This window comes from Microbacterium sp. B35-30 (genome assembly GCF_010634855.1).
In the GTDB taxonomy this organism is placed as follows: domain Bacteria; phylum Actinomycetota; class Actinomycetes; order Actinomycetales; family Microbacteriaceae; genus Microbacterium.
In genome coordinates this window covers 40,664-64,952 of record NZ_MWLQ01000014.1, presented here as the reverse complement: position 1 = coordinate 64,952, position 24,289 = coordinate 40,664, and the positions used below count along the sequence as shown (strand labels likewise).

Annotated in this window: 20 protein-coding genes; 4 read left to right on the top strand and 16 right to left on the bottom strand. The window is 71.5% G+C overall.

Annotation, left to right across the window (positions count from 1 at the left end):
- Window positions 1–167: 167 nt before the first annotated feature.
- Window positions 168–1,385, bottom strand: coding sequence for a galactokinase (gene galK / locus B2K11_RS07960; protein WP_163617736.1), 1,218 nt, complete (start codon window positions 1,383–1,385; stop codon window positions 168–170).
- Window positions 1,382–2,566 carry a galactose-1-phosphate uridylyltransferase gene (gene galT / locus B2K11_RS07955; RefSeq protein ID WP_204260053.1) on the bottom strand — a complete coding sequence of 395 codons (1,185 nt, stop codon included), beginning with the start codon at window positions 2,564–2,566 and terminating at the stop codon, window positions 1,382–1,384. The genes galK and galT overlap by 4 nt, the downstream gene beginning before the upstream one ends.
- A 164-nt stretch (window positions 2,567–2,730) precedes the next feature.
- Between galT and B2K11_RS07950 the strand changes: the two genes are divergently transcribed.
- Complete coding sequence (locus B2K11_RS07950) at window positions 2,731–3,723, top strand: LacI family DNA-binding transcriptional regulator (RefSeq protein ID WP_163617735.1); 993 nt, start codon at window positions 2,731–2,733, stop codon at window positions 3,721–3,723.
- A gap of 36 nt (window positions 3,724–3,759) precedes the next feature.
- On the opposite strand, the gene galE is transcribed toward B2K11_RS07950, so the two are convergent.
- Window positions 3,760–4,737, bottom strand: coding sequence for a UDP-glucose 4-epimerase GalE (galE, locus tag B2K11_RS07945; protein ID WP_163617734.1), 978 nt, complete (start codon window positions 4,735–4,737; stop codon window positions 3,760–3,762).
- A 390-nt stretch (window positions 4,738–5,127) separates the two neighbouring features.
- A complete protein-coding gene (locus tag B2K11_RS07940) occupies window positions 5,128–5,820 on the bottom strand; it encodes a ThuA domain-containing protein (RefSeq protein WP_163617733.1) in 693 nt (230 codons plus the stop codon).
- A gap of 101 nt (window positions 5,821–5,921) precedes the next feature.
- Here B2K11_RS07940 and B2K11_RS07935 point away from each other — a divergent pair, with 101 nt between their 5' ends.
- Complete coding sequence (locus tag B2K11_RS07935; RefSeq protein ID WP_163617732.1) at window positions 5,922–7,058, top strand: glycerate kinase; 1,137 nt, start codon at window positions 5,922–5,924, stop codon at window positions 7,056–7,058.
- A 315-nt stretch (window positions 7,059–7,373) separates the two neighbouring features.
- Here B2K11_RS07935 and B2K11_RS07930 read toward each other — a convergent pair whose 3' ends face one another.
- The 12 genes from B2K11_RS07930 to B2K11_RS07875 all read right to left on the bottom strand — a co-directional run bounded on the left by B2K11_RS07930 (window position 7,374) and on the right by B2K11_RS07875 (window position 21,664).
- Window positions 7,374–8,834: an aldehyde dehydrogenase (NADP(+)) gene (locus B2K11_RS07930; RefSeq protein ID WP_163617731.1), complete on the bottom strand. Its 1,461-nt coding sequence runs from the start codon at window positions 8,832–8,834 to the stop codon at window positions 7,374–7,376.
- 28 nt (window positions 8,835–8,862) lie between these two features.
- Window positions 8,863–10,035: a mandelate racemase/muconate lactonizing enzyme family protein gene (locus B2K11_RS07925; RefSeq protein WP_163617730.1), complete on the bottom strand. Its 1,173-nt coding sequence runs from the start codon at window positions 10,033–10,035 to the stop codon at window positions 8,863–8,865.
- Entirely contained in the window at window positions 10,032–10,934 is a 903-nt protein-coding gene (locus tag B2K11_RS07920; RefSeq protein WP_163617729.1) for a 5-dehydro-4-deoxyglucarate dehydratase, read from the bottom strand. The genes B2K11_RS07925 and B2K11_RS07920 overlap by 4 nt, the downstream gene beginning before the upstream one ends.
- Window positions 10,931–11,977: an NAD(P)-dependent oxidoreductase gene (locus B2K11_RS07915; protein ID WP_163617728.1), complete on the bottom strand. Its 1,047-nt coding sequence runs from the start codon at window positions 11,975–11,977 to the stop codon at window positions 10,931–10,933. Before B2K11_RS07915 ends, B2K11_RS07920 begins: the two co-directional genes overlap by 4 nt.
- Entirely contained in the window at window positions 11,974–13,332 is a 1,359-nt protein-coding gene (locus B2K11_RS07910; protein WP_163617727.1) for a Gfo/Idh/MocA family oxidoreductase, read from the bottom strand. The genes B2K11_RS07915 and B2K11_RS07910 overlap by 4 nt, the downstream gene beginning before the upstream one ends.
- Window positions 13,333–13,425: 93 nt before the next feature.
- Window positions 13,426–14,460 (bottom strand): LacI family DNA-binding transcriptional regulator, encoded by a 1,035-nt coding sequence (locus B2K11_RS07905; protein ID WP_239525849.1) that lies wholly within the window; start codon window positions 14,458–14,460, stop codon window positions 13,426–13,428.
- Between the two features lie 100 nt (window positions 14,461–14,560).
- Window positions 14,561–15,595: a LacI family DNA-binding transcriptional regulator gene (locus B2K11_RS07900; protein WP_163617726.1), complete on the bottom strand. Its 1,035-nt coding sequence runs from the start codon at window positions 15,593–15,595 to the stop codon at window positions 14,561–14,563.
- A 206-nt stretch (window positions 15,596–15,801) separates the two neighbouring features.
- Window positions 15,802–16,731, bottom strand: coding sequence for a carbohydrate ABC transporter permease (locus B2K11_RS07895; RefSeq protein WP_163617725.1), 930 nt, complete (start codon window positions 16,729–16,731; stop codon window positions 15,802–15,804).
- Window positions 16,721–17,677, bottom strand: coding sequence for a sugar ABC transporter permease (locus B2K11_RS07890; protein WP_163617724.1), 957 nt, complete (start codon window positions 17,675–17,677; stop codon window positions 16,721–16,723). Before B2K11_RS07890 ends, B2K11_RS07895 begins: the two co-directional genes overlap by 11 nt.
- Window positions 17,678–17,692: 15 nt before the next feature.
- A complete protein-coding gene (locus B2K11_RS07885; protein WP_163617723.1) occupies window positions 17,693–18,976 on the bottom strand; it encodes a sugar ABC transporter substrate-binding protein in 1,284 nt (427 codons plus the stop codon).
- A 10-nt stretch (window positions 18,977–18,986) separates the two neighbouring features.
- Window positions 18,987–20,591, bottom strand: coding sequence for an FAD-dependent oxidoreductase (locus tag B2K11_RS07880; protein WP_163617722.1), 1,605 nt, complete (start codon window positions 20,589–20,591; stop codon window positions 18,987–18,989).
- Window positions 20,588–21,664: a LacI family DNA-binding transcriptional regulator gene (locus B2K11_RS07875; RefSeq protein WP_163617721.1), complete on the bottom strand. Its 1,077-nt coding sequence runs from the start codon at window positions 21,662–21,664 to the stop codon at window positions 20,588–20,590. The genes B2K11_RS07880 and B2K11_RS07875 overlap by 4 nt, the downstream gene beginning before the upstream one ends.
- 211 nt (window positions 21,665–21,875) lie before the next feature.
- On the opposite strand from B2K11_RS07875, the gene B2K11_RS07870 reads away from it, so the two are divergent.
- Both B2K11_RS07870 and B2K11_RS07865 read left to right on the top strand, forming a co-directional pair.
- Window positions 21,876–23,966, top strand: coding sequence for a DUF1349 domain-containing protein (locus tag B2K11_RS07870; RefSeq protein WP_163617720.1), 2,091 nt, complete (start codon window positions 21,876–21,878; stop codon window positions 23,964–23,966).
- A complete protein-coding gene (locus tag B2K11_RS07865; RefSeq protein ID WP_163617719.1) occupies window positions 23,887–24,213 on the top strand; it encodes a hypothetical protein in 327 nt (108 codons plus the stop codon). Before B2K11_RS07870 ends, B2K11_RS07865 begins: the two co-directional genes overlap by 80 nt.
- The last annotated feature ends 76 nt before the right edge of the window (window positions 24,214–24,289 follow it).

Below are 24,289 nucleotides of genomic sequence, written 5' to 3'. Positions count from 1 at the left end.
CATTCCCGCCAGGTCTTGCGCTCGGTGTGTCCCCTCGTTCCTCGCGATTTCACTTGCGCTGAACGTGCGCTCTCACGCGGGATCGGCGTACGTTCAGCGCAAGTGAACAAGGGGTCGAGACGAGGAAACCGCGGGCGGGCGGGGCAGGAGGCGAGGGGTCGAGGGGGTCAGTCGCGGGCGGCGCCGGCGGAGGGCGACACCGTGAAGATCGTCGGAGCGGCGAATCCCGCGGCGGCGAAGGCGGCGGTGGCGGCATCCGTCACGGCCTGCACGCGGTCGTGCGACACCAGCGCGATTGCGGCGCCGCCGAAGCCGCCGCCGGTCATGCGGGCGCCCACGGCGCCGGCCGACAGCGCCGCCTCGACCGCCGTGTCGAGCTCGGGCACCGAGATCTCGAAGTCGTCGCGCATCGACGCGTGCGACGCGACGAGGAGGTCGCCGATCGCGGCGGGTCCCTGTTCGCGCAGGGTGCGGACCGTGTCGAGCACGCGCTGGTTCTCGGTCACGACGTGCCGGACGCGGCGGAAGGTCACGTCGTCGACGAGCTCGGCGAGGCGCGGGAGGTCGTCGGGCGTCACGTCGCGCAGCGCGGGAACGCCGAGCGCTGCCGCGCCCCGCTCGCACGCCGCGCGGCGCTCGCCGTAGCCTCCGGTCGCGTGCGAGTGCTTCACACCGGTGTCGATGACGACGAGCTCGAGACCGGCATCCGCGAACCCGAGGTCGATCACCTGTGCCTCGAGCGAGCGGCAGTCCAGGAAGATCGCGGCGTCGGCGCGGCCGAGCAGCGACGCCATCTGGTCCATGATCCCGGTGGGCGCGCCGACGGCCTCGTTCTCGGCGCGACGGCCGACCTTCGCGAGCGCGACGCGGTCGAGTGGGACCACACCCCACGTCTCGGCGAGGGCGACGGCGGTCGCGCCTTCGATCGCCGCCGACGACGACAGGCCGGCGCCGATGGGCACGTTCGAGGCGAAGGCGAGGTCGACGCCGGTGACGGTGGAGGGGTCGGTATCGGATGCCGCGAGCAGCGCCCACGCCACGCCCAGGGGATAGCGGGCCCACTCCGGCACCTCGTCGCGCCGGTCGGGGAACAGCGCGTCGAGCTCGTCCAGCTCGACCTCGGCCGTCGCGTCGTCGAACGTCGACGCGACGCGCACGCGGAACAGGCCGTCGGTGCGCGGCGCGAGGGCGACGTGCGTGCGGTGCTGGATCGCGAACGGCAGCACGAACCCGTCGTTGTAGTCGGTGTGCTCGCCGATGAGGTTCACGCGGCCCGGGGCTGACCAGGTGCCGACGGGCTCGATGCCGAAGCGCTCGGCGAAGAGCGCGCGGGCGGCGTCGGCGGTGTCGCGCGCCCGCGGCGTGCGGGTGTCGGTGGTGGTCACAGGGTCTCCTCGGGGACGGATGCGACGGCCTCGCGCAGCCTTGCGGCGGCCGTCTCGGGCGGGATGTCGCCGATCCAGGCGCCCATGGCGGCCTCGGATCCGGCGAGGAACTTGAGCTTGTCGGCCGCGCGGCGGGGTGACGTGAGCTGCAGGTGCAGGCGCGCGGTGTCGCGCCCGCGGTGCACCGGCGCCTGGTGCCACGCCGCGATGTACGGAGTGGGCGAGTCGTAGAGCGCATCGATGCCGCGGAGCAGTCGGAGGTAGAGCGGTGCGAGCTCGTCGCGCTCGGCATCCGTCGTCTCGGCGAAGTCGGCGACGTGGCGGTGCGGCAGCAGGTGGATCTCGATGGGCCAGCGAGCGGCGAACGGCACGAACGCGGTCCAGTGCTCGCCCGCGAGGATGACGCGGTCGCCGGCGCGCTCGAAGTCGAGGATGCGGGCGAACAGGTCGGGACCCTCGCGATCGATCGACGCGAGGAGGCTCGTCGTGCGCGGCGTGATGTACGGGTAGGCGTAGATCTGCCCGTGCGGGTGGGGGAGCGTCACGCCGATCGCCTCGCCGCGGTTCTCGAACGGGAAGACCTGCTCGACGCCGGGCAGCGCCGACAGCGCGGCGGTGCGATCGGCCCAGGTCTCGATGATCGTGCGCGCCCGCGTCGGGGTGAGCGAGCCGAACGAGCCGGAGTGCTCGGGGCTGAAGCACACGACCTCGCAGCGGCCGACGCTGGTGCGCGTGCGGCCGAGTCCGGGAGCGGCGAGGTCGTCGAGATCGCGCGGCGCGTCTGTGCCTATGAGAGCTTCGCCAAGAGGGCCCGCCGGTGCATCGCCGTGCGCGACGGCGAGTGCCGGGCCGAATGACGGCGACTTGTTCTCGAAGACCGCCACGTCGTAGCGCGATGGGATCTCGGAGGGGTTGGTCGGCGTCTGCGGGGCGAGCGGGTCGAGCTCGGCCGGCGGGAGGAACGCGCGATTCTGCCGCGCTGCCGCGACCGACACCCAGTCGCCCGTCAGTACGTCGCGCCGCATCGTCGCGGTGTCCGGGCGGGGGGCGAGCTCGCGGGCGTCGATCGCCCGCTCGGGTCCGAGAGTCGTGCCCGGGTCGTCGTAGTAGATGAGCTCGCGTCCGTCGGCGAGGCGTGTCGAGCGTTTGACGACGCCGGCGCCGAGCGTCTGCGACGTGATGTCGGCGGCGCGGACGGCACCGTCTGACAGAAACTCAGGTGTGTTCACGTCAACACGGTACCAACCGCGCTATGTTAGCGTCAACATGGACGGGTGATGTGGAGTTTTGACCGAGCCGGTGCCCGAGAACCTCTGGGCCGTTCAGTGTCGGGAAAGCGGGGGAGATGACGGCGAGACGGGTCTCGATGGCCGATGTCGCGGCACGCGCCGGCGTCTCCGGCCAGACGGTGTCACGCGTCGTCAACGGCAGCCCTCGCGTCGACCCTGAGACGCGGACGCGCGTCGAGGCCGCCATGGCCGAGCTCGGCTACCGCCCGCACCGCGCCGCCCGTGCGCTGCGCACCGGGCGCACGCAGACGATCGGGCTCGTGGTCTCGACGCTCGCGTCGGTCGGCAACTCCCGCATGCTGCAGGCGGTGGCGGATGCCGCAGCCGCCCGCGGCTACGCCCTCACCGTCGTGACGCTCGGCGCCGACGGCGACGTGTCGGCGGCCTTCGAGCGCCTCTCCGACCAGGGCGTCGACGGTGCGATCGTGCTGAACGAGGCGACCGAGCGGGTGCGGGAGGCCGACCTCCGCGCGGCGGGGCTGACGCTCGTGGTGGTCGACTCGCCGCGCGACGACCGCTTCGGCATCATCGAGACCGATCACGCCGGCGGCGCGCGTGGGGCGGTGAACCACCTCCTCGAACTCGGGCATGAGACGGTCCACCATCTGGCCGGCCCCGCGGGCTCGTTCGCCGCTGCGGAGCGCGAGCGCGGCTGGCGGGACGGCCTCGAGGCAGCCGGTGCCACGGTGCCGGCGGTGGTGCGGGGCGACTGGACATCCGCGTCGGGCTTCGCCGCGGCATCCGCTCTGCTCATCGACGGGGTGACCGCCGTCTTCGCGGCGAACGACCAGATGGCACTCGGCCTCCTGCGCGCGTCCGCTGAGGCGCGCCGCGCGGTGCCGGGCGACGTGAGCGTGGTCGGGTTCGACGACGTGGCGGATGCCGCCGACTACCGCCCGCCCCTCACGACCGTGCACCAGGACTTCGACGCGCTCGGGGCGCGTGCGGTCGCCGCGCTCGTCGACGGGATCGAGGCCGGCGCGCCTGCCGCGTTCGAGACGGTGCCGACACGGCTCGTCGTGCGGGCGAGCACGGCGCCCGCCCGCTGAGCTCTCCCTCACCTCGGCGAGGGGCGACCGCCCGGGTCAGCCGGCGGCCCGGCGGGCCTCCCAGCCCGAGCGGACCATCTCGTCCACCGTGTACCGGTTCTGCCAGTCGAGGTCGCGCGCGGCGAGCTCGCCGGTGGCGACGATGCGGTCGGGATCGCCGGCGCGGCGCGGGGCGATCTCGGGCGTGAAGTCGACGCCGGTCACGCGTGCCATCGCGTCCATGATCTCGCGCACGCTCAGCCCGTTCTGCGAGCCGAGGTTGTACGCGGGCTCGATCGGCCGGTTCGCGAGGAGCCGCTGCGCCGCCGCGACATGGGCCGCCGCGATGTCGGCGACGTGCACGTAGTCGCGCACGTTGGTGCCGTCCGGAGTGTCGTAGTCGTCGCCGTTGATGCGGGGCGTGCGTCCCTCGATCAGCGCCTCGAAGACGAGCGGGAACAGGTTGTGCGGGCTGGTGTCGTAGACGCTGGGGTCGCCGGAGCCGACGACATTGAAGTAGCGCAGCGCCGTGTAGCGGAGGGCTTGCTCCGACGCGGCGGTCGCGATCGCCTGGTCGCGGATGAGCCACTCGCCGATGAGCTTGGACTCGCCGTACGGCGACGCGGGACGCTTGGGCAGGTCCTCCGTCACGAGCGGCACGTCGGGCGTGCCGTAGACGGCCGCCGACGACGAGAAGACGAGGTTCGCGACATCCGCCGCCTGCATGGCCTCGAGCAGCACACGCGTGCCCTCGACGTTCTGCGCGTAGGTGTGCAGCGGGCGCTGCACCGAGACACCGGCGTACTTGAACCCGGCGAGGTGGATGACCCCGTCGACCGAGTGCTCGCGGAGCGCCCGCTCGACGAGGTCGCGGTCGAGGATCGAGCCGCGCACGAACGCCACGTCGTCGGGCACGAACGTCGCGTGTCCGCTCGAGAGATCGTCGATGACGACGGGCGTCAGCCCCGCGCCGGCGAGAGCGCGGACGATGTGGGCGCCGATGTAGCCGGCGCCTCCGGTCACGAGCCAGGTCATGTCACTCCGTGGGGTTCGGGTCGCCGAGCGGCGCCGCATCCCATTCTGCCCGCTCCGGTGTGGCGTCCCTGTCGGGTGACGAGGCGGGACGGATGCCGCGGCCCGCGTTCCGACAGGTCAACCGGCCTTCCACAGGAGGTTGATTCCTTTCACTCTCCTGTGGAAGCGCGGTTGACCTGTTGGGGGTGTCCGGCGTCGGGGGCAGGGCGTCAGGCGTGCGACGGATGCCGCGGCCGGGGTTCTGTCGAGGACGTCCGGCGTCGGGGGCAGGCGTCAGCCGAGAGGCGGATGCCGCGGCCCGCGTTCCGACAGGTCAACCGGCCTTCCACAGGAGGCTGAATCGATCCAGCCTCCTGTGGAAGCGCGGTTGACCTGTCGAGTCCAGAGGCGTCAGACGCGCGCGGCCCAGCGCGCCGCGCGCTGGATCAGCGCGACGTGCTCGGGGGAGTCGTACGCGCGCGCGTCGTGACCGAGCGACGACACGACCGCGCGGGTCGGCTGCTCCCGCACCCACACCGCCGCGTGGGCGGTGCCGTCGACGTCGTGCTCGGCGAGCACGCGGGCCCCGTCGTCGACGGCGAGGTCGCTGTAGCGCTCGTCGAACACGTCGATCCCCGGCATCCCCTCCGTCACAGGGTGATCGGCGTCGACGACCCGCACGTGCGCGTCGGCGATGGGAGGGTGCCAGGAGCGTCCGGGTTCCCACTCGCCGCCGATGGCCTCCCGCCAGGCGGGATGGTCGCGCAGCGTCGACAGCGACGCGTGCACGGCGACGATGCCGATGCCGCGGGCGATCGCGGCCGTCAGTCCCGCGTCCGCGGCGGGGTCGGCGAAGTGCTCGAGCTCGACGTCTCCGTGGCGCCAGGGGTCGCCGGCGTTGACGACGAGCAGGTCTACGCCGTCGAGGTGAGCCAGGGCGTGGTCGACGTCGTCGTCGACCGTGACGTCCCAGCCGTCGTCCCGCAGGGCTGCGGCGATGCACGCGGACGTCTCGGGGAACGGATGCCACGGATCGGCGTAGCGGCCGGTGCCGGTGGCGATCGTCGCACGAGGGCGCTCGGGCTGGGTTTCCGCTGAGTCCATGGATACCATGATCGGCAGGATAACGCTTTCCCGCACGAATGTCTCCGCCCGGTCGTCGCCCGCGCGGGTGACGCGCCCGCACTCCCGAGGAGAATGACGCCATGACCCGCACCGTCGTGATCGCGCCCGACTCGTTCAAAGGGACGATCGGAGCCGCGGCCGCGGCCGCGGCCCTCGCCGCCGGGTGGCGTGCCGAACATCCCTCCGACCACGTGCGGCCGCTGCCGATGGCGGACGGCGGAGAGGGCACGGTCGACGCGTTCGCCGCGGCCGTGCCGGGCGCGCGCCGGATGCCGGTGACGGTGACCGGTCCGGAGGGCACGGCGGTGGCGGCATCCTGGGTCCTCCTCCCGCCGAGCCCTGACGCGCCCCGCGGAACCGGCGTCGTCGAGCTCGCGAACACCAGCGGCATCGAGCTGCTCGGCACCCCGCCCCGCCTCCGGGCCTTCGACGCGCACACGCGCGGCTTCGGCGAGGCGATCGCCGACGCCCTCGCCCACGGGGTGTCGCGGCTCGTGCTGGGCATCGGGTCGAGCTCGTCGACCGACGGCGGCACGGGCATGCTCACGGCGCTGGGGGCGCGATTCACGGATGCCGCCGCCTCGCCGATCGCTGACGGCGCCCGGGGCCTCGCCGCGGTGGCATCGGCGGACCTGTCAGGACTCGCGCCGCTCCCGTCCCACGGTGCGACGGTGCTCAGCGACGTGACGAACCCGCTCCTCGGCGTGCGGGGCGCGGCGGCGGTGTTCGGCCCGCAGAAGGGTGCGGCGGCAGAAGACATCGCCGCGCTCGACGCGGGGCTGGCGCGGCTCGCAGGGCTGGCCGCATTCGCCGGCACGGATCCGGATGCCGCGGGCGCCGGCGCGGCCGGCGGCACCGGGTTCGGCCTGCTGGCGTGGGGCGCGACGCTCGTGCCCGGGTCGGCTGCGGTCGCGGACCTCGTGGGTCTCGCCGCGGCGGTGGCGGACGCCGCTGCGGTGGTCACGGGGGAGGGGTCGTACGACGGCCAGTCGGCCGCCGGCAAGGTCCCGGCCCACGTGGCGGCGATCGCCGCGTCGGCGGGCGTGCCGGTCGCGCTGGTCGCGGGGCGGATCACAGCGGACGCCGATGTCGCAGGCTTCGCGGCGACCGCGTCGCTCACGGAGCTCGCCGGCTCCGGTGTGGCGGCGATGGCCGATGCCGGGCACTGGCTCGAAAAGGCAGGCGCGCAGCTCGCGCGGGCCGTCTCCGACCGCTGACTCGCATCCGAGCCAGGGCTTCGCGGCGGTTCGAGGCGTTTCGTCTGCGGGCGCTAGAGCGCCCTCCGCTCAACGACCGGAATCACGCGTGTTGCGAGCGAGATCGACGGCGTCCGCAGTCCCGGTACTCCGCGTCTCCGGTCCTTGGCGCCGGGAGACGGATCGCGTCCGGATTTCCACGCGCTCCGCTGGTTCCGGTCGTTGAGCGAGCGAGGAACGAGGGAGACGAAACGGGTCTGGCGGTCCAGAAGCGCCAGCCCGCTCCCTGGACGCCCTACGACAGGCTCGGAGAGCGACCGGGTCAGGACCGCCCGGTCACGGGGCTCGCAGCACGCCGTTGCGGCGGTGCGGCAGGCGCTCGAGGGACTCGTCGCGGAGCACCGGCGGCAGGAGCGCCTCGGGTGCGTCCTGGAACACGACCGGCCGGAGGAAGCGGCGGATCGCCGTGGCACCGACCGACGTGTGCAGCGACGTCGTCGCGGGCCAGGGGCCGCCGTGCTGCTGCGACCAGGTCACCGCGACGCCGGTCGGCCAGCCCGCGAAGAGCACGCGGCCGGCCTTGCGGGTGAGCACCTCGAGCACGTCCGCCACCTCGTCGGAGGGCTCCGAGTGCAGGGTCGCGGTGAGCGACCCGGGCACCGCCTCGAGGGCGGCCTGCAACTCCTCGGCCGACGAATAGCGCACCAGCAGCGTGACGGGGCCGAAGCATTCCTCGAGCAGCGTTTCGGGGCGCGCGGCGACGGCTGCGGCATCCGTCGTCAGCACCACAGGCTGCGCCGCTCCCGCCTCGACGGGAAGCCCGTGCGCGACGACCGACACCGACGGGTCGGACTCCAGGTGCTCGATGCCGGCCGGGAAGGCGTCGGTGATGCGGTCGGTGAGAAGTGGTCCGCCGGCGGCTCCGGAAGCGAAGCCGGCGACGAGCTCTTCGAAGCCCGCGCCGGCGGGCACGAACACCACGCCGGGCTTGGTGCAGAACTGTCCGACGCCGAGCGTGAACGATCCGACGAGACCCTGCGCGAGCGCCTCGCCGCGCGCGGCGGCCGCCGTCGAGGTGATCACGACGGGGTTGACCGAGCCGAGCTCGCCGTAGAACGGGATGGGGTCGTGGCGCCCCGCCGCGAGGTCGAAGAGGGCGCGGCCGCCCGTGAGCGAGCCGGTGAAACCGGCAGCCTGGATCACCGGATGCTGCACCAGCGCGTTGCCTGCCTCACGGCCTTCGACGAGCGCCAGCGAACCCTCGGGCGCACCGGCCGCCACGAGCGCGGAAGAGACGATCGCGGCCGTGCGCTCCGACAGGCGGGGGTGCCCCGAGTGCGCCTTGACGATGACCGGGTTGCCGGCCGCGAGCGCCGACGCGGTGTCGCCACCGGCGACCGAGAACGCGAATGGGAAGTTCGAGGCCGAGAACACCGCGACCGGGCCGACACCGACGAGCATGCGGCGCAGCTCGGGACGCGGCGGGGCGGCCGATGCGTCGGCGTCATCGACGGTGAGCTCGAGGTACGAGCCCTCCTCTACCACGCTCGCGAAGAGGCGCAGCTGGCCCGTGGTGCGTCCGACCTCGCCGCGCAGGCGGGTCTCGCCGAGGCGGGTCTCCTCATCGGCGATCGCGACGAGCTCGTCGGTGTGCGCGTCGAGCGCGTCGGCCGCTGCACGCAGCCACGACGCGCGGGTCGCGGCATCCGCTGCCCGCCACACGGGGGCCGCCGCGGCGGCGGCAGCGGCGAGAGCGTCGAGTTCGGTGGCTGAGGTGGTGGTGATGGCGGTGGTCATGAGAGTCCTCCGGAGGCTCGCAATTCGGTCATGAGAAGCGGATGCCGAGACCGGCGTGGTCGACCTCGGTGAGTATGCCGTCCGCGATGCGCACGGGCGAATCGTCGACGAGAGCGCCGAGCGAGCCGAAGCCGGCGTCCTCGACGTCCTCGGTCATCGGCTCGGGGACGCCGGGCACGGCGCGCAGGCACAGGGCGAGCTGGCCCGACAGCTCGGGCAGCAGATGGGGGTGCACCGCGGCGCCGTGCTCGGCGGCGATCGCCGCGATGCCCAGGAACGGTGTGATGCCGCCGACGCGCACGATGTTGGGCTGCACGATCTGCGCGGCGCCGGTGCGGAGGAAGTCGTCGAACCGGAAGACGTTGTGCAGGTTCTCGCCGACCGCGATCGGGATCCGGCTCGACGCGCCGAGCCGCTTCGAGAGCTCGATGTGCCCGTACAGATCGTCGGCGCGCAGCGGCTCCTCGATCCATGCCGGCGACACCTCGGCGAGCACCTCGAGCGACGCCGTGGCGCGGTCGAGTTCCCAGCGCTGGTTCGCGTCGATCATGAGCGCGCGATCGGGGCCGAGCACCTCGCGGACGGCGCGCATGCGGTCGAGGTCCTCGGCGACGTCGGGCTTTCCGACCTTGACCTTGACCGCGTCGAACCCGGCGGCGACCCAGCGCCGCACCTGGGCGACCAGTTCGTCCGGCGTGTAGTGGAGGTTCACGCCCGAGCCGTAGGCCCGGACGCTCTCGCGCTGGGCGCCGAGGAAGCCGGTGAGCGAGGTTCCGGCATCCCTCACCGCCGCGTCCCACAGTGCGAGATTGAGCCCGGCCATGGCGATGGTGGTGATCCCGCCGCCACCGGCCTCGTGGAGGTGCTGCCAGAGCGAGAGCCACTCCGAGCCGGGGTCGGCCGGCCGGCCGACGGCGAAGGCGGTGATGTCGTTCGCGAGCAGGGCGTGTACCGCCTCGGCGCCGATCTGCGGCGTCCAGGAGAAGCCCCAGCCCTCCGCGCCGTCCGACCGGACGACGTGCGTCGCGATGACGCCGATCGTCGTGACGTCGGCGCCCCACGGGCGCGTGAGCGGCACGCGGAGCAGCCGCGCGTCGAAAGCGGCGATCGTCGGCGCCGCGTCGAACGACGCCGCGCCCGCGCCGAGCGCGGCCGTGGACGAGGCGTCCGCCACCACGCCGGCCTCCGCAGGGTTCGTCATGACAGCAGCGCCCGCCCGGCCTCGAGGATCTCGGCGAGGCGCTCTTCCTGCGCCGGAGTCGGGTCGACCAGCGGCGCACGCACCGAGCCGACCGGCAGGCCGCCGAGCCGCAGGCCCGTCTTGATCAGCGAGACGCCGAAGCCCGGGGTCTCGTCCCGCAGCTTCACGAGCGGTGAGTAGAAGCCGTCGAGCAGCGCCGCGCGGCGCACCTCGTCGCCGTCGACGTACGCCCGGTAGTAGGCGCCCGCGACCTCGGGGATCATCGCGAACGCCGCCGACGAGTACAGCGGGATGCCGATGCCGCGGTACGCGCCCTGCGTCAGCTCCGCAGTGAGGAGGCCGTTGAAGAACGCGAAGTCGTCGCGTCCCTCGGCGGCGACGGCGCGCACGATCTGCTGGGCGAGACCGACGTCGCCCACGCCGTCCTTGAAGCCGACGACCTTGGGGTTCTGCGCGAGCCGGCGCACCGAGTCGACCGAATACTGCGCGGTGCCGCGGTGGTAGATCACGACGGGAAGATCGGATGCCGCAGCCACCGCTTCCACGTAGGCGACGAGTCCCGCCTGGGGACCGCCGACCAGGTATGGCGGCAGCACCAGCAGTGCGTCGGCGCCGGCGTCTGCGGCTGCCCGGGCGAGCGTCTTGGCGTGGCCGAGGGGCCCGCCGGTGCCGGCGACGACGGGCACGCGGCCCGCGACCGTCTCGGTCGCCACCTGCACGACGCGCGTGGCCTCCTCGGTGGAGAGGGCATGGAACTCGCCCGTGCCGCACGCGGGGAACACGCCGCCGGGGGCGTGCGCGAGCGTTGTGTCGAGGTGCTGCCGCAGCAGGTCTTCGTCGACGCGGTCGTCGGCGTCGAACGGGGTGACGGGGAAGAAGAGGATGCCGTCGAAGTTCACGCCAGCACGTCCTTTCGGGTTGAGGCGGGGTCCGCGTCCGGGGCGTTTCGACTCGCAAGCTCGCTCAACGGCCGGGAGTCGACGTCCCCACCCGGTCGTTGAGCGAGCGAGGAACGAGCGAGTCCAAACGCGTCGGAGGCGGGCAGGGGTTCACCCAACTCGCCGCGCCAGGTGTGGGCCGGGCGCCAGCCGAGCACGCGGCGGGCCTTCGCATTGGAGAACGCCGGCGCGGTGCCGGTCAATTCCGCGGCGAGTTCAGCGGTGCCCGGCACGAACTGCGGCAGCAGCTCGGCGAGCGGGCGGCGGGCCAGTGCGTCGTCGGCGCCGACGAAGAACACCTCGGCGTTCGGGATTTCGGGCAGCGCCAACAGGAGGGTGTCGATGAAGGTCGCGACATCCCGCGCGTCGACGTAGTTGAACAGGGCGGGCGCCGACAGCGCAGGGTCGTCGAGGCGTTCGGCCACCGTGTGGCCCTGCTGGGTGGGTGCGCCGTCCCACTCCTCGGGCGCGATGACGTAGCAGGGGCGGAAGGCCGCGAACCGCGTCGCGTCGCCGGTCTGGCGCGCGAGCATCGCGACGGTCTGCTCTGCGAGGTGCTTCGACAGCGCGTAGGCGTTCCACGGCTTCGGCGCCGTCTCCTCGTCGAGCGGGAAGCGGTCGGGCAGCCATCCTCTCGGCGCGCCGTAGCCGAGGACGGTCGGGCTCGACGCCGCCACGATCTTCGCGACACCCGCCGCGACGCCCGCCGACATCACGTTCAAGGCGAGGGCCGCGTTGGTGCGGAGGATCACGTCTTCGGGTGCGCTGAACGGCACCGCAATGGCCGCGAGATGGATCAGCGCGTCGGCCCGGGCATCCGTGATCGCGCGGGACGCGGCATCCGGATCCGTCAGATCCACGGCGACCTGCTCGACGTTCGCCAGCTCGGCGGCCTCGGAGACGGCCCGGTCGAGCGACACCAGCTCGTGGCCGGCGCCGGCCAGTCCGGCGACGAGGCTGCGACCGAGGCGTCCGGCGCCGCCGGTGACGGCGATGCGGCTCATGCGCGGACGGCGACGGCGGGAGCGCCGTCGGCGGCGAGGAAGCGGATGCCGAGCTCGGCCACCTGCACCGGCAGGCCGGTCTCGAGGGAGCGGTTGCCGGCGATGCCGACGGCGATGGAGCGCACGCCGTCACGCCAGTCGGCGGGGCGGGCGAGCGGGTCGTCGCCGGGGCCTTCGAACACATCGGCGAGGAGCAGGTCGTCGCCGCCGCCGTGACCGCCTTCTCCCGCGGCGACGATGGGCACCTCGTAGGCGGCCTCCCAGTGCTTCTGCACGATCAGTCGCTCGCCCTCGGGGCGCAGCGACCCCGACGATCCGGCGTCGACGGCCGACGGGTCGAGCACCGGGTGCAGTCCCTCGTCGGCGAGCACGGCGCCGCGCTCGACCACCTCGAGCTCGGCGCGCCCGAGCGTGCCGTTGACAGCGACGCGGTAGCCCTCCCAGGGCGAGTGCGCGTTCAGCGAGTACGACAGGGTCGCGCCGGAGGCGTAGTCGACGACGAGGGCGAGGTTGTCTTCGATCGTGATGCCCTCGCCGAACACGTCGCGGTCGCGCAGGTAGCCGTCGTGCTGCTCCGCGTCGAGGTACAGCGCCTTGAGGCGCTCGTCGGAGCGCAGGTCGAGTTCGAAGGCATCGCTCCCGTCGTGGGTGCCACGGGCGGGTCGGCCATGGATGCCGCGTGCCGTGGCGTTGCCGGCGCCGTAGAAGCGCAGCCCACCCGAGGCGAAGACGCGGCGCGGTGCCGAGCGGATCCACCAGTTGACCAGGTCGAAGTGGTGGCTGGCCTTGTGCACCAGCAGGCCGCCCGAGTGCTCCTTCTCGCGGTGCCAGCGGCGGAAGTAGTCGGCGCCGTGCTTGGTGTCGAGCACCCACGAGAAGTCCACGCTCGTGACGTCGCCGATGGTGCCGTCCTGGATGACCTGCCGGAGCGCCGAGTTGCGCGGCGAATACCGGTAGTTGAAGGTGATGACGACCTCGCGGCCGGTGCGGTCGATGGCGTCCTCGATGGCGGCGGCCGACGGCCCGTCGATGGTCAGCGGCTTCTCGACGACGACGTCGGCTCCGGCATCCAGTGCCCGCACGATCAGGGGCGCGTGCAGGTCGTCGCGCGCACAGATCACCACGCGGTCGACGCGCTCGGCGCTGACCATCGCCTCGAGGTCGTCGGGCCCGTACACCGTCGGCGCCGGGAAGCCCGCCTCGACGACGCGGTCGACGTAGTACTGCGCGCGGACCGGGTTCGGCTCGCAGATCGCGACGAGCACAGCGTCGTCCGAGTACCGCCCGATGATGGCGTCGACGTACATCTGGGCGCGGTGTCCCGCACCGACGAGGGCGTACCGGCGGTGGCTCATCTCACTCCTTCAGGAAACGTTTTCTCAGACTACCACGCCGCGGCGACGTGGTGCCCGGAACAGGTGTCCGGACGAGCCCGTCTTGATCGATCCCTAGCCGCCGGCGGACGTGGCGCGTGCCCCGGCAGGGCCGCTCGAGCCGCGGACCGTCAGCTTCGGCAGGACGGTGAGCGGATGCCCCGGCTCGGCGCCCTCGAGCAGCTCGCGCATCCGCTCCCACGCCCGGGCACCGAGCTCGGCGGCGGGAACCGCGGCCGTGGTGAGCGGGGGAGTCGTGTACTGCGCGAACGGGATGTCGTCGAAGCCGACGATGGAGAGATCGCCGGGGACGCGGCATCCGCTGGCCTGCACGGCGCTGAGAAGGCCCATCGCCACCAGATCGTTGAAGGCGACCGCAGCCGTGGCGCCGGATGCGAGCACGGCGGCGCCGGCAGCGGCACCGGCTTCGAAGTCGACGCCGCAGGGGATCTCCGAGATCTCGGTCTCGGGGTGAGCAGCGACGAACGCGGCGATCGCCTCGAGCCGGGCGGCGTTCGCGACACTGCGCGGCGCGCCCGCCAGGAACACGATGCGCCGGTGGCCGAGGCCGTGGAGGTGGGTGAGTTCGTCGGCCAGGGCGCCGCCGTAATCGGCGCGCACCGACGGCACCTCGCCGGACGTGCGGTTGATGAGCACGACGGGCCGCAGCCCGCCGACGAGCCGGTCGAGCTCGTCCTGCGGCAGGCGCGGGGAGCACAGGATGACCCCGTCGGTGCGCCGCCGGGTCGCGCCGGCGAGCACGCGCTCTTCCTCGACCGACTCGGCGGAGTCGGCGACGAGGACGTGGTAGTCGTCGGCCGCCGCGGCCCGGCTCAGGCCGCGCAGGATCGCCTGGAACGTCGGGTTGCCGAGGTCGGGCACGATGACGGCTACGGTCTGCGTGCGGCCGAGCACGAGGCTGCGGGCGACGGGGCTCGCGGTGTAGTCCAGGGCGGCCGCGGCATCCTTCACCCGCTCGGCAAGTTCCGGATCCACCGTCGGGTTGCCGTTCAGCGCGCGCGAGACCGTGGACAGCGAGACCCCGGCACGGGCGGCGACGTCGGCGATCGTGACGCGCGTCATTCCGTCGGCGCGGGGCAGTCGAGGCATCCGTGACTCCTTCGGTCGCACGGCGCGCTCAGCCTACCGGGGAACGTTTCCTGAGCGGTTCGGCGCACGCGGCGATCTCGCCCGTGAACCGGCGGAGCCGTCAGTCTCGCGGCGGGGTGCTGCCTCGCACGATGACCTCGAGCGGCAGCTGCGGCTCGGCGGCCTCCCATTCCGGGTCGGTCGCCGCCTGCAGTGCGCGGTATCCGAGATCCTCGAGAGGCACGCGCACGGTCGTGAGGCCGGGACGGATGTCGCGCCCCGTGGCGATGTCGTCGAAGCCGGCGACGGCGATGTCGGCGCCGACCTGGCGTCCGGCATCGCGGACGGCCGACGTGATGCCGATCGCGACGACGTCGCTGATGCCGAAGATGAGGGTGCCGGCGGGGACGTCGCCGCTGAGGAGGTCGGATGCGGCCTGGTAGCCCGCATCGCGGGTGAACCCCGACCGTCGCACGTCGCGGATGGCACCGCCGGCTGCGGTGAAGCCCTCCGTGAACCCGGCGAGGCGATCGTCGGAGGTGCGGATGCCCTCGGACGCCGCGACCACGATCGCCTCGCGGTACCCGAGTCCGGCGAGCTCGGCGCCGAGTGCACGTGCGCCGCCGTGGTTGTCGACCGCGACCGATCGCGCATCGCCGCCGCCCGGCCCGACCACGACGACGCGGCCGCCCATGTTGGCGAAGGCGTCGAGTTCTCCTTGAAGGCCGACGGCGTCCGGTCCTTCGACACGGGATGCGGCCAGGATGAGTCCGCGCGGGCGCTGACCGCGGAGCGCGCGCACGAGCTTCACCTCACGCTGCGGGTCGCGCTCGGTGATCGCGATCGTGACGACGAGCCCCGCTTCGTCGGCGCCGCGTGCGACGCCCGAGGCGAGCTGGCCGAAGTAGGGGTCGGCGATGTCGGCGACCAGCAGCGCGACGATCGCCGACGTGCCGCGCGCCGTGGCCTGAGCGGAGAGGTTCGCCGAGTAGCCGAGCTTCTCGGCCGCGGCCTCTACGCGCTCCCGGTAGCTCTCGGCGACCTTGCGGGTGGAGCCGTTGAGGACGCGCGACGCCGTGGCCAGCGAGACTCCTGCCTCACGGGCGACGTCGTGCAGGGTGGCGGCGCCTCGGGTCGGCGCGATGATGTCGCTCACAGGCCAGAGTCTAGGCCCTGTGTGTCCGGTTCGGCAGGCTTATCGAGCAAGCGTTTACCGACGAGTCGGCGCGCGTGTCCCCATCCTTCGTGCCCCGGCAGACACCGCATGCCCGACGAGCCCCCCGCCGCGGACGGTGGGGGCTCGTCGGGATGCGGTGTTCGCAGTCTGCCGCGGACGCCGGTACACCACGGTTACGGCGGCGATCAGCCCTTGAGCCCCGTCTGGGCGAGCCCTTCGACGAACTGCTTCTGCGCGAAGACGAACACGATGAGCACCGGGAGTGCCGTCATCGTCGAGGCAGCCATCTGCACGTTCCACATCTCGCCGCCGTACGCGTCGGTGTATCGCGTGAGCGCCTGCGGAAGGGTGAAGAGCTCAGGCGAGAGCAGATAGACGGTGGGCTCGAGGTAGAGGTTCCAGACGTGCAGGAAGGTGAAGATCGCCACCGCGGCGAGCGCCGTCTTCGAGAGCGGGAGCGCGATGCGCCACCAGATCGACCAGCGGCCCAGCCCGTCCAGGCGGGCTGCTTCTTCCAGTTCCACCGGCAGGGTCAGGAAGAACTGGCGCATGATGAAGGTCGCCAGCACGCTGGGTGCGCCGAACGTGGTCACCAGCAGCAGCGGCCAATGGGTGTTCACCATGCCCCACGAGTTGAACATCTGGAACAGCGGGACGATCGTGACCTCGCTCGGGATCAGCAGGCCGACCAGCACCACCATGAACAGCAGGTTCTGACCGGGGAACTTGATGCGAGCGAACGCATAGCCGGCGAGTGCCGCGACCAGCATCGTGCCGGCCGTCACCAGCACGGCGATGTAGACGCTGTTGAAGTACTGCCTCGCGAACGGCTGGATGGTGAACGCGTCGACGTAGGCCTGGAGGGTCGGATCGGCGGGCCACAGCGACGGCGGGAACGCGAAGATCTCGTTGACCGGCTTGAGAGACGACGTGATCATCCACCACGTCGGGAAGACGAAGGGGATGGCGATGAGGCAGAGCGCGCCGTAGAAGATCACCTTCTTCCAGGCCGGCGCCAGCCGCCGGGGTGCCCGCGAGGGGCGGTCGGCGAGTTCATCGAGGTTGGGGATGAGGGATGCCGCCGGCTCGGCCGTCGGAGCCGTGTCAGTTCTCATAGAAGACCCATCTCTTGCGCAACTGCCACTGGGCGATGGTCAGCACGAGGACGATCAGGAACAGCAGGAGCGCGAGCGTCGAGCCGTACCCGAAGTGGTGGAAGTCGAACGCCTGCTGGACGAGGTAGTAGACGAGGACGGTCGTGGAGATCCCCGGGCCGCCCTGCGTGAGCACCGCGATCTGCGCGTAGACCTGCAGCGAGCCGACGATCGTGATGATGAGGGTGAGCAGGATCGTCGGCGAGATGAGAGGAAGCACGATGCGGCTGAAGATCTGGCGATCGTTCGCGCCGTCGACGCGTGCAGCCTCCTGCAGTTCGCGCGGCACGCCCTGGAGCGCGGCGAGGAACAGCACCATGTTGAGGCCGACGTTCTTGAACACCTGGACGACGATCACGCTCAGCATCGCCGTCGGACCCTCGCGCAGCCAGTTGGGTCCGTCGATGCCGATCATCGCGAGCAGGCCGTTGATGCCGCCGTTGTCCTGCAGGAGGAAGCCCCACACGATCGTCCAGGCGACCAGAGAGACGACGACCGGAGAGAAGAAGATCGTGCGGAAGACGGTGATGCCGCGCCACCGCCGGTTGAGCATGACCGCGAGCAGGAGTGCCAGCGTCAGATTGAAGACGACGAGCCCGACCGAGAAGACGCCCGTGGCGGTCAGCACCGACGCGAGCTGGGGATCGCTGAACAGCTTCTCGACGTTCTCGAGCCCGACGAACGTGAAGGTGCCCGCGAGGACGTTCCACTCGTGGAACGAGTAGTAGAAGACGAGCACCAGCGGCACGAGGACGAACAGCACGATGCCGGCGAGCTGCGGTGCGATGAAGAGGTATCCGGTGAGCGCGTCGCGTCGCTGGTATGTCAACCACGGTCGCCGCGCGGTGCCGGGGGCACCCCCGGGCCGCAGGGTGCGGCCCGGGAGTGCGTCCGTTGTGACGGTCATGTCGTCCTTCGCCCGCTACAGGAGGGGATCGATCGCCGAGCAGGTCGCCTCGAGGACGGCGGGAATGTCCGCGTCCGCCACCCACAGGTCGTCGAGCGAGGCGCGGACCTGCTGCCCGATCTCGGCCGAGTCCGTGTGGCTGGGGCGCACCTCGCCGTTCTCGATGCCGGGCACGACGACCGACTCGATCTGCTCCTCGCTCAGGAGGGGGTTGGCGGCGGCGAGCGTCTCGGCGTTCAGCAGCGACGTGCGAGGGGGCGGGAAGTAGGCGGCCAGCTTCTCGGCGTTCTCGGGGTTGGTGAAGAACGCCAGGAACTCCGCCGCGGCCTGCGTGTTCTCACCCTGGCTCATCACGCCGATACCCGCCTGGCCGGTGACGGCGTACTCGCCCACCGGGCCTTCCGGGAGCGGCAGGAGGTTCCAGGCGAAGCCGCCCTCTTCGAGCAGGTTCGCCCGCGAGATCTGTGTCACGGTGAAGGCGGCCTCGCCGGCGAAGAAGTCCGCCGTCGTGCCGGGGCCCGGCATGGACTGCGACGTGAATGCCGCATCGTGCAGGAACTCGAACGCCTCCACCATCTCGTCGTCGGCGAACGTGCACGTCGCACCGTCTTCGGTCCAGGGCGCAGCGCCCCAGCCGTTCCAGACGGTGCTGAGGTAGTCCCAGTTCAGGTAGTCGAAGTCGCGGACGACGAAGCCGGCCTTTCCGGTGGCCTCGCGCACGGCTGCGCCGATGGAATCGACGTCCTCCCACGTCCACGAGCCGTCGGCGAGGAGCTGGGCGGATGCCGGCTGCCCCGCCTGGGCCAGCAGGTCATCGTTGGCGAACACGACGAACGGCGAGGTGCTGAAGGGGTAGGCGAGCAGCTCGCCCTCGCTCTCCCACAGCGCGGTGGCGCTCGGGGAGAGGTCGTCGAACTCGTAGCCCTCGGTCGACTCGAGGACGTCGTTCAGCGGCACCAGCGCCCCGCTCGAGACGAAGTCCGGCGCCGAGTTCTCGAGGATCCACGCGAGGTCGGGTGCGTTGCCGCCCGCGAGCTGCGTCGTGACAGTCGAGGTGTAGTCGTCGAAGGGCAGCGGATCGAAGGTGATGGACGCGATCTCCGGGTGGTCGGCCATGTATTCGTCGGCGATCGAGTCGAACAGGGAGAGGTGATCCTCGTTCGAGGTCCACACGGTCATGCGCAGATCGATGTCTTCCGCGGGTTCTGCATCGGGGGCAGGGCCGCCCGCGCAGGCGGTGGCGACGAACGCTGTCGCCGCGAGCAGGGCGGCGGCGGTCAGCGGCTTTGCTGATCTCATTCGGATTCTCCTAGTAGCCGGCGACGTCGGGCCAGTGGAGCTCGACGCCGGTGTCAGTGAGCAGGGACTGGAACTCCTGCAGGAGCGCAGGAGTGTTCCGCACCGCACGGGGGGTGGTCGTGCGATGCAGGCTGAAGGCGGCGAGCGACCCGGCGGCTTCGCCGATGTTCCACTCCACGGGATGGAGCCGGAACGCGCCGTTGGTGATGTGCGTGGTGCCGGCGTTCTTGCCGGCGGGCAGCAGGTTCTCGAGCCGCCGCGGGATCAGGATGCCGAGCGGAATCTCGAAGGGCGCGCTGGCCACGTCGAGGTAGTTGTCTCCGCCGGTCGTCGGGTGAAGATCGATCCGGTACATGCCGACGCCGATGGACTCCGGGGTCGTGAAGGGCCGCCCGTGGCCGCGGAGGGCGATCGAGAGGTCATGCTCTGTCACGCGCTGCTCCGTGAGCAGGCGGCGGGACTCCCGGATGTACGGGGCCATCGCGAGTCCGTCAGGACCCTCGGTGACGTCGCCGCGGAGCCGCAGTCCGGGGAACCCCGTACCGCCGTCGGGCCGGGGAGCCTCGGTCTGCAGCCAGTAGAGCATCGACAGGGACTGCTGGCGCGCCCTGGACTTCTGCTGTTCTGCCTCCTCGGCCGAGACGTCCACCAGTGTGCCGCCGAGGTAGTCGATCATCGGCCAGTTCACGAGCACGAGGTCGCTGGGGAACGAGCCCGGCGTGAAGTTGTCGCGCGCGAGGATGCGGCGGAAGGTCCACAGCTCGCGATCGCCCGGGTCCTTGCCCTGATCGGCGAGGACGGCCGGTCGGGCTCCGTGCGGGGTGAAGGTGCGCGTGAGCGTCTCGAGAGTGCGGGGGTCCGGCCCTGTGAGCGACAGCATCGGTGCTCCCCAGTACGACGGCTGCTGCGTGCGCCACATGTCGTATTCGGCCGGGCGGTCGATGGTGTGGTCCCCGTCCACGTGGTCGACGACGAAGCACCAGCTGAAGGCCTGCTGGTTTCCCGGCTGCGCCTCGTCGGGCGCGCTGGGTTCGCCGGTATCGGACCGTCCCTCGAACCCGGTGACATACTCGGCGCCGGTGAGGGGGAGCAGGTCGCCGAGCTCTGTCGCGTCGATGACGTAATCGGCCGCCACCACGACCTCGGAGCCGTCGTCCAGACGCCGGAGGGTCACGGCCCGAACGCGGTCGTCGTCGACGTCGGCGGCGACGGCGACCGCGGGCTGGATGAGGGTGAGCCGCCCGGCCGCCCGGTGCGGGGCAAGCAGCGCCTCGATGACGGCGACACCGGCGCGGGGCTCCGCGCACAGCCGGCTGACCATGCCGTTCCCGGGGTTGAGAGTGGGCTCGGCCAGGGCCTGCGCGGTCAGGGGATACCAGCGTCGGTAGTGGTCACGGATGCCGTCGCGCAACCGCCGGTACCGGGCTGTGGCTCCGAACTGCTCGATCCAGCTGTGCTCGTCCATCGGCACCGCTTGGCTGGTGAGCTGTCCGCCGAGCCACCGGTACTCCTCGCTGAGCACCACCTGCCGGCCGGCATCGAGCGCCGCCAGCGCTGCGGCGACGCCTCCGAGGCCACCTCCGACGACGAGGATCTCGGTGCGAAGTTCGGTCATCGGGTGGTCTCCTGAGCGGTGCGGGGGCGGGCGAGGGTGGCTCCGTCGGTGATTGTGCAGTCGAGGGTGATGCGCAGTTCCGACTCGTCGACCTCGGCGGACGGATCGAGGATGCGCGACAGCAGGGCCAGCGCCTCCGAGCCGAGTCGTGTGCGCGGCGGGCTGAGTCGCGTGAAGTCGAGGTCGCTCTCGGATGATCGCGAGGGGTCGGCCAGCGCGACGATCGAGAGATCGTCGGGAACCGAGAGGCCGTCGCGGAGGATGTGCGGAAACATCCCGATCGCATACGTCGGGTTCTCGACGAAGAGCACCGTCGCACCCGAGGCGCGCACCTGCTGCCAGTCAGCCGCGGCATCCTCCCCGGCACTTGCGATGAACGTGGTCGCATCGTCGGCCGCGATCCCCCTCCGCTCGAGCTCAGCGCGGAAGCCGCGCTGACGGTCGAGCACCGACTCGCCTCGGCTGTCGGGATGGACGTATGCGAAGCGGCGATGGCCGAGGTCGACGGCGCGAGCGGCGAGCGCCGCTGTGCCCGTCACGTAGTCGGCGGCGACATAGGGCACGCCCTCCGCCTCGCGACGGCCGATGGCCACGAAGGGGAATCCGCTCGCGACGAGCCGCTCGAGCTCTTCGGTGTCCATCTCCTGCCCGAGCAGAAGGCACCCGTCGGCCAGTCGCAGACGGTTGTTCTCATGGAACAGGCGACGCCGGGAACCCTCGACCGGTGCGCTCGTGAACAGCAGCAGGTCGCAGCCGAGCACCTCGGCCTCGGACTCGATCCCCGTGAGCAGAGCCGCGTAGAAGTCGAGGCTGGCGCTCGGAAACGCCGGCTCGTAGGTGAACACTCCGATGATCTTGTTCCCTACGCCGGCCAGCCGCCGGGCGGCGGGATCGGGGACATAGGTCGTGCTGTTGATGACGTCCAGCACGCGACGGCGCGTCTCTTCCGGGATGCGCGTCGACGCATCCGCCTTCCCGTTCAGTACGAGCGATACCGTCGCCTGGCTGACGCCGGCGAGCTCGGCGATGCGGCGCTGGGTGATGCGCCCATGCGCGCTCGGTGGTGTCGTCATCGATCTTCCTCTGGTGAGACGGCGTCCTCGCCGTACCTGCTGGGCCCTTCGGTGCGAGAAATCCTCTAGCCGAAGTGGGTTATACGCATTAGCATAGCGAATCGGCGGTGGTAATGCGCATTAGCAGATGCCGCCGAGTATACGCACAGACCGCAGGGACGTGTCAAAGCGGGCACGGGCGACAGCGGGACACGCATCAAAGGAGATACGGATGAGAACAACCGCGAGACGCCGCTCGAGCGTCGTCGCCGCGCTGGCGACGGCGACGGCAGCCCTCGTGGTCGGGGCACTGGTGGCCCCGTCCGCGCATGCGGCACCGGCGGGACCGAGCGCACCTGCGGCCGCGACCGGGGTGGCGCCGACGGCCCTGGCGCCGCCGCCCGAGGGCTGGCCGACATTCGGCTACCAGGGCGTCATCACCGACAAGTCCCAGATGGACTACAACCCGACGAACGAATACATCTTCCCGAGCGTCTTCCACGCCGGAGCGCACTTCGAGAACCCCCTCGGCGAGTGGTACCTGTACACGGCACCCCACGATTCGCCCGCGGGTGTGCTCCTGATGTACGCCGACAGCCTCGAGGGCCCGTGGATCGAATACGGGTCGAACCCGATCATCGCGAGCGAGTGGCTGCCTCACTACGACGTCAGCCACACCTCCAGTCCGGACGCGATCTGGAACGAGGAGGCCGGGAACATGTTCATGTACTTCCACGGCGAGAACTCGGTCACCCGCTACGCGACGTCGGACGACGGCATCCATTTCGAGTACGGCGACATCGTGGTGTCGAATGCCATGGGCGGACCGAACGTCACCGAGACGAGCTACGCCAGGGTCTTCGAGCACCCCGACCCCGCCTCGGGCTTCGCGTACGGCATGTTCTACATGGGCAACGAGCGCGACAACATCCGGCGCATCCGCCTCGCCGAGTCCGTCGACGGGATCACCTGGACCGTTGATCCCGACTACGTCGTAGCCCCCGGCGCCGAAGAGGGCCAGAACGTGTCGGCGGGCAATCTCTGGGAGTGGAACGGTCAGCTGTACGTGGTCTACCACGCGTCGAGCGGCAAGAGCTACGCGCGCACGATCGACAAGACGCTCCGGGAGGTCGGCGAGGTGCCGATCATCCTTCACCAGGCGAGCGGCCTCGGCGCAGATGTGGGCCGCGTGGCGTCGCCCGAGATCGTGACCCATCAGGACGAGACGTACTTGTTCTACGAGTCGGGTGACCGTCTGGGCGCGACGATCGCGTGGGCCAAGGACGGCGCCGAGCCGGTCGTGGAGATCCCCGGGGAGTTCCCGGTCGATCCCGAGAACCCGGTGTTCGAGGCGTGCGCGGCGGATGGCTCGGATGAGTTCAAGGACGGCATCGGAGATGTGTGGGACCGCGTCGTCAGGGAGCAGTCGGCGCGTCACGCGGTGGAGGACGGAAAGCTCGTCATCCCGACGTACGCCGGCGGGGTGGCCGCGGCGCCGTTGCTCCAGCAGGAGCTTCCGGAAGGTCCGTGGCAGCTCACTGCCCCCGTCGAGATCGACCCCACCCAGCCGTTCCAGCAGGCCGGCCTGCTGCTGTACGCGACCGACACCCACTACGCCAAGTTCGATCTCGGACGAGCGACGCCCGGCCGCACGGTCGAGTTCGTGTACCACCGCAACGGATCCAACCGCCAGGACTCCTCCCCGCCCGCGGTGGCGGGCGCGACCAAGATCTGGCTGCGTCTGACGAGCGACGGCACGCAGATCACGGCGTCGGTGTCGTACGACGGCGCAGCCTTCTCGGCGTTCGGTCGTCCGATCCTGGTGGCTGATGCGCCCTTCACGCACGTCGGGCCGTTCGCCTTCCGTGGGTCGACCGCCGCCGCGGAGATCACGGGAGCGTTCGACTGGTTCCGCTGGTCGCCCACGCCGGACGAGTACGAGGAATGCCTGACCCAGGAACCCCCGCTCCCGCCCGACACCGAGACGGCTCCGCCGGCTCCCGGCGTGCTGTCGTCTACGAGCGGATGGGCCCACGGGCTGCATGACGGGAACTTCGAGCTCCGGTGGAACATGTGGTGGGGCCCGAACGCGGCTCGGCTCAAGGTCTACGAGAACGGCGCGCTGATCCACACGGCAGACCTGGCCGCCGCCGGACCGGCGGCGCAGTCCGTCGTGGTGCCCGTCGCGGGACGGGGGAACGGGGGAGTACGTCTACACCGCCGAAGCGATCAACTCGCAGGGCGTGACCAGTCCCTCGCCGGTCACCGTGAAGGTGACGGATGCCGCACCCGGCGTCCCGCGTCTCTCGGCCGCCAACCGTGACGGCGATGGCACCTTCACCGTCACCGCGAACTTGTGGTGGGGCACCAACGCGAGCGCATGGCGCCTGTTCGAGAACGACGTCGAGGTCGCCTCCGGGTCCCTCGTGCCGGCCAGCCCGGCTGCTCAACGTGTCGAGGTGCCCCTCGAGGGACGCGCGGCCGGCGAGCACCGCTACGTCGTCGAGTTCTCGAACCCCGCCGGTGCGACGCGCAGCGAGGTGCTGGTGATCCGGGTCGACGGCGAGTGAGCCGTCTGGGTGCGGACCGCGGGCCGGAGCGCGTCCGCACCCACGTCTCCCCGGGGTCAGTCCGGCAGCACGGCGG

Bases quoted from the DNA above. Each gene is read 5' to 3' on its own strand.
- B2K11_RS07950 (WP_163617735.1), top strand. From the start codon at position 2,731: ATGACGGCGAGACGGGTCTCGATGGCCGATGTCGCGGCACGCGCCGGC.
- galE (WP_163617734.1), bottom strand. From the start codon at position 4,737: ATGACCTGGCTCGTGACCGGAGGCGCCGGCTACATCGGCGCCCACATC.
- B2K11_RS07940 (WP_163617733.1), bottom strand. From the start codon at position 5,820: ATGGACTCAGCGGAAACCCAGCCCGAGCGCCCTCGTGCGACGATCGCC.
- B2K11_RS07935 (WP_163617732.1), top strand. From the start codon at position 5,922: ATGACCCGCACCGTCGTGATCGCGCCCGACTCGTTCAAAGGGACGATC.
- B2K11_RS07930 (WP_163617731.1), bottom strand. From the start codon at position 8,834: ATGACCACCGCCATCACCACCACCTCAGCCACCGAACTCGACGCTCTC.
- B2K11_RS07925 (WP_163617730.1), bottom strand. From the start codon at position 10,035: ATGACGAACCCTGCGGAGGCCGGCGTGGTGGCGGACGCCTCGTCCACG.
- B2K11_RS07915 (WP_163617728.1), bottom strand. From the start codon at position 11,977: ATGAGCCGCATCGCCGTCACCGGCGGCGCCGGACGCCTCGGTCGCAGC.
- B2K11_RS07910 (WP_163617727.1), bottom strand. From the start codon at position 13,332: ATGAGCCACCGCCGGTACGCCCTCGTCGGTGCGGGACACCGCGCCCAG.
- B2K11_RS07905 (WP_239525849.1), bottom strand. From the start codon at position 14,460: ATGCCTCGACTGCCCCGCGCCGACGGAATGACGCGCGTCACGATCGCC.
- B2K11_RS07895 (WP_163617725.1), bottom strand. From the start codon at position 16,731: ATGAGAACTGACACGGCTCCGACGGCCGAGCCGGCGGCATCCCTCATC.
- B2K11_RS07890 (WP_163617724.1), bottom strand. From the start codon at position 17,677: ATGACCGTCACAACGGACGCACTCCCGGGCCGCACCCTGCGGCCCGGG.
- B2K11_RS07885 (WP_163617723.1), bottom strand. From the start codon at position 18,976: ATGAGATCAGCAAAGCCGCTGACCGCCGCCGCCCTGCTCGCGGCGACA.
- B2K11_RS07880 (WP_163617722.1), bottom strand. From the start codon at position 20,591: ATGACCGAACTTCGCACCGAGATCCTCGTCGTCGGAGGTGGCCTCGGA.
- B2K11_RS07875 (WP_163617721.1), bottom strand. From the start codon at position 21,664: ATGACGACACCACCGAGCGCGCATGGGCGCATCACCCAGCGCCGCATC.
- B2K11_RS07870 (WP_163617720.1), top strand. From the start codon at position 21,876: ATGAGAACAACCGCGAGACGCCGCTCGAGCGTCGTCGCCGCGCTGGCG.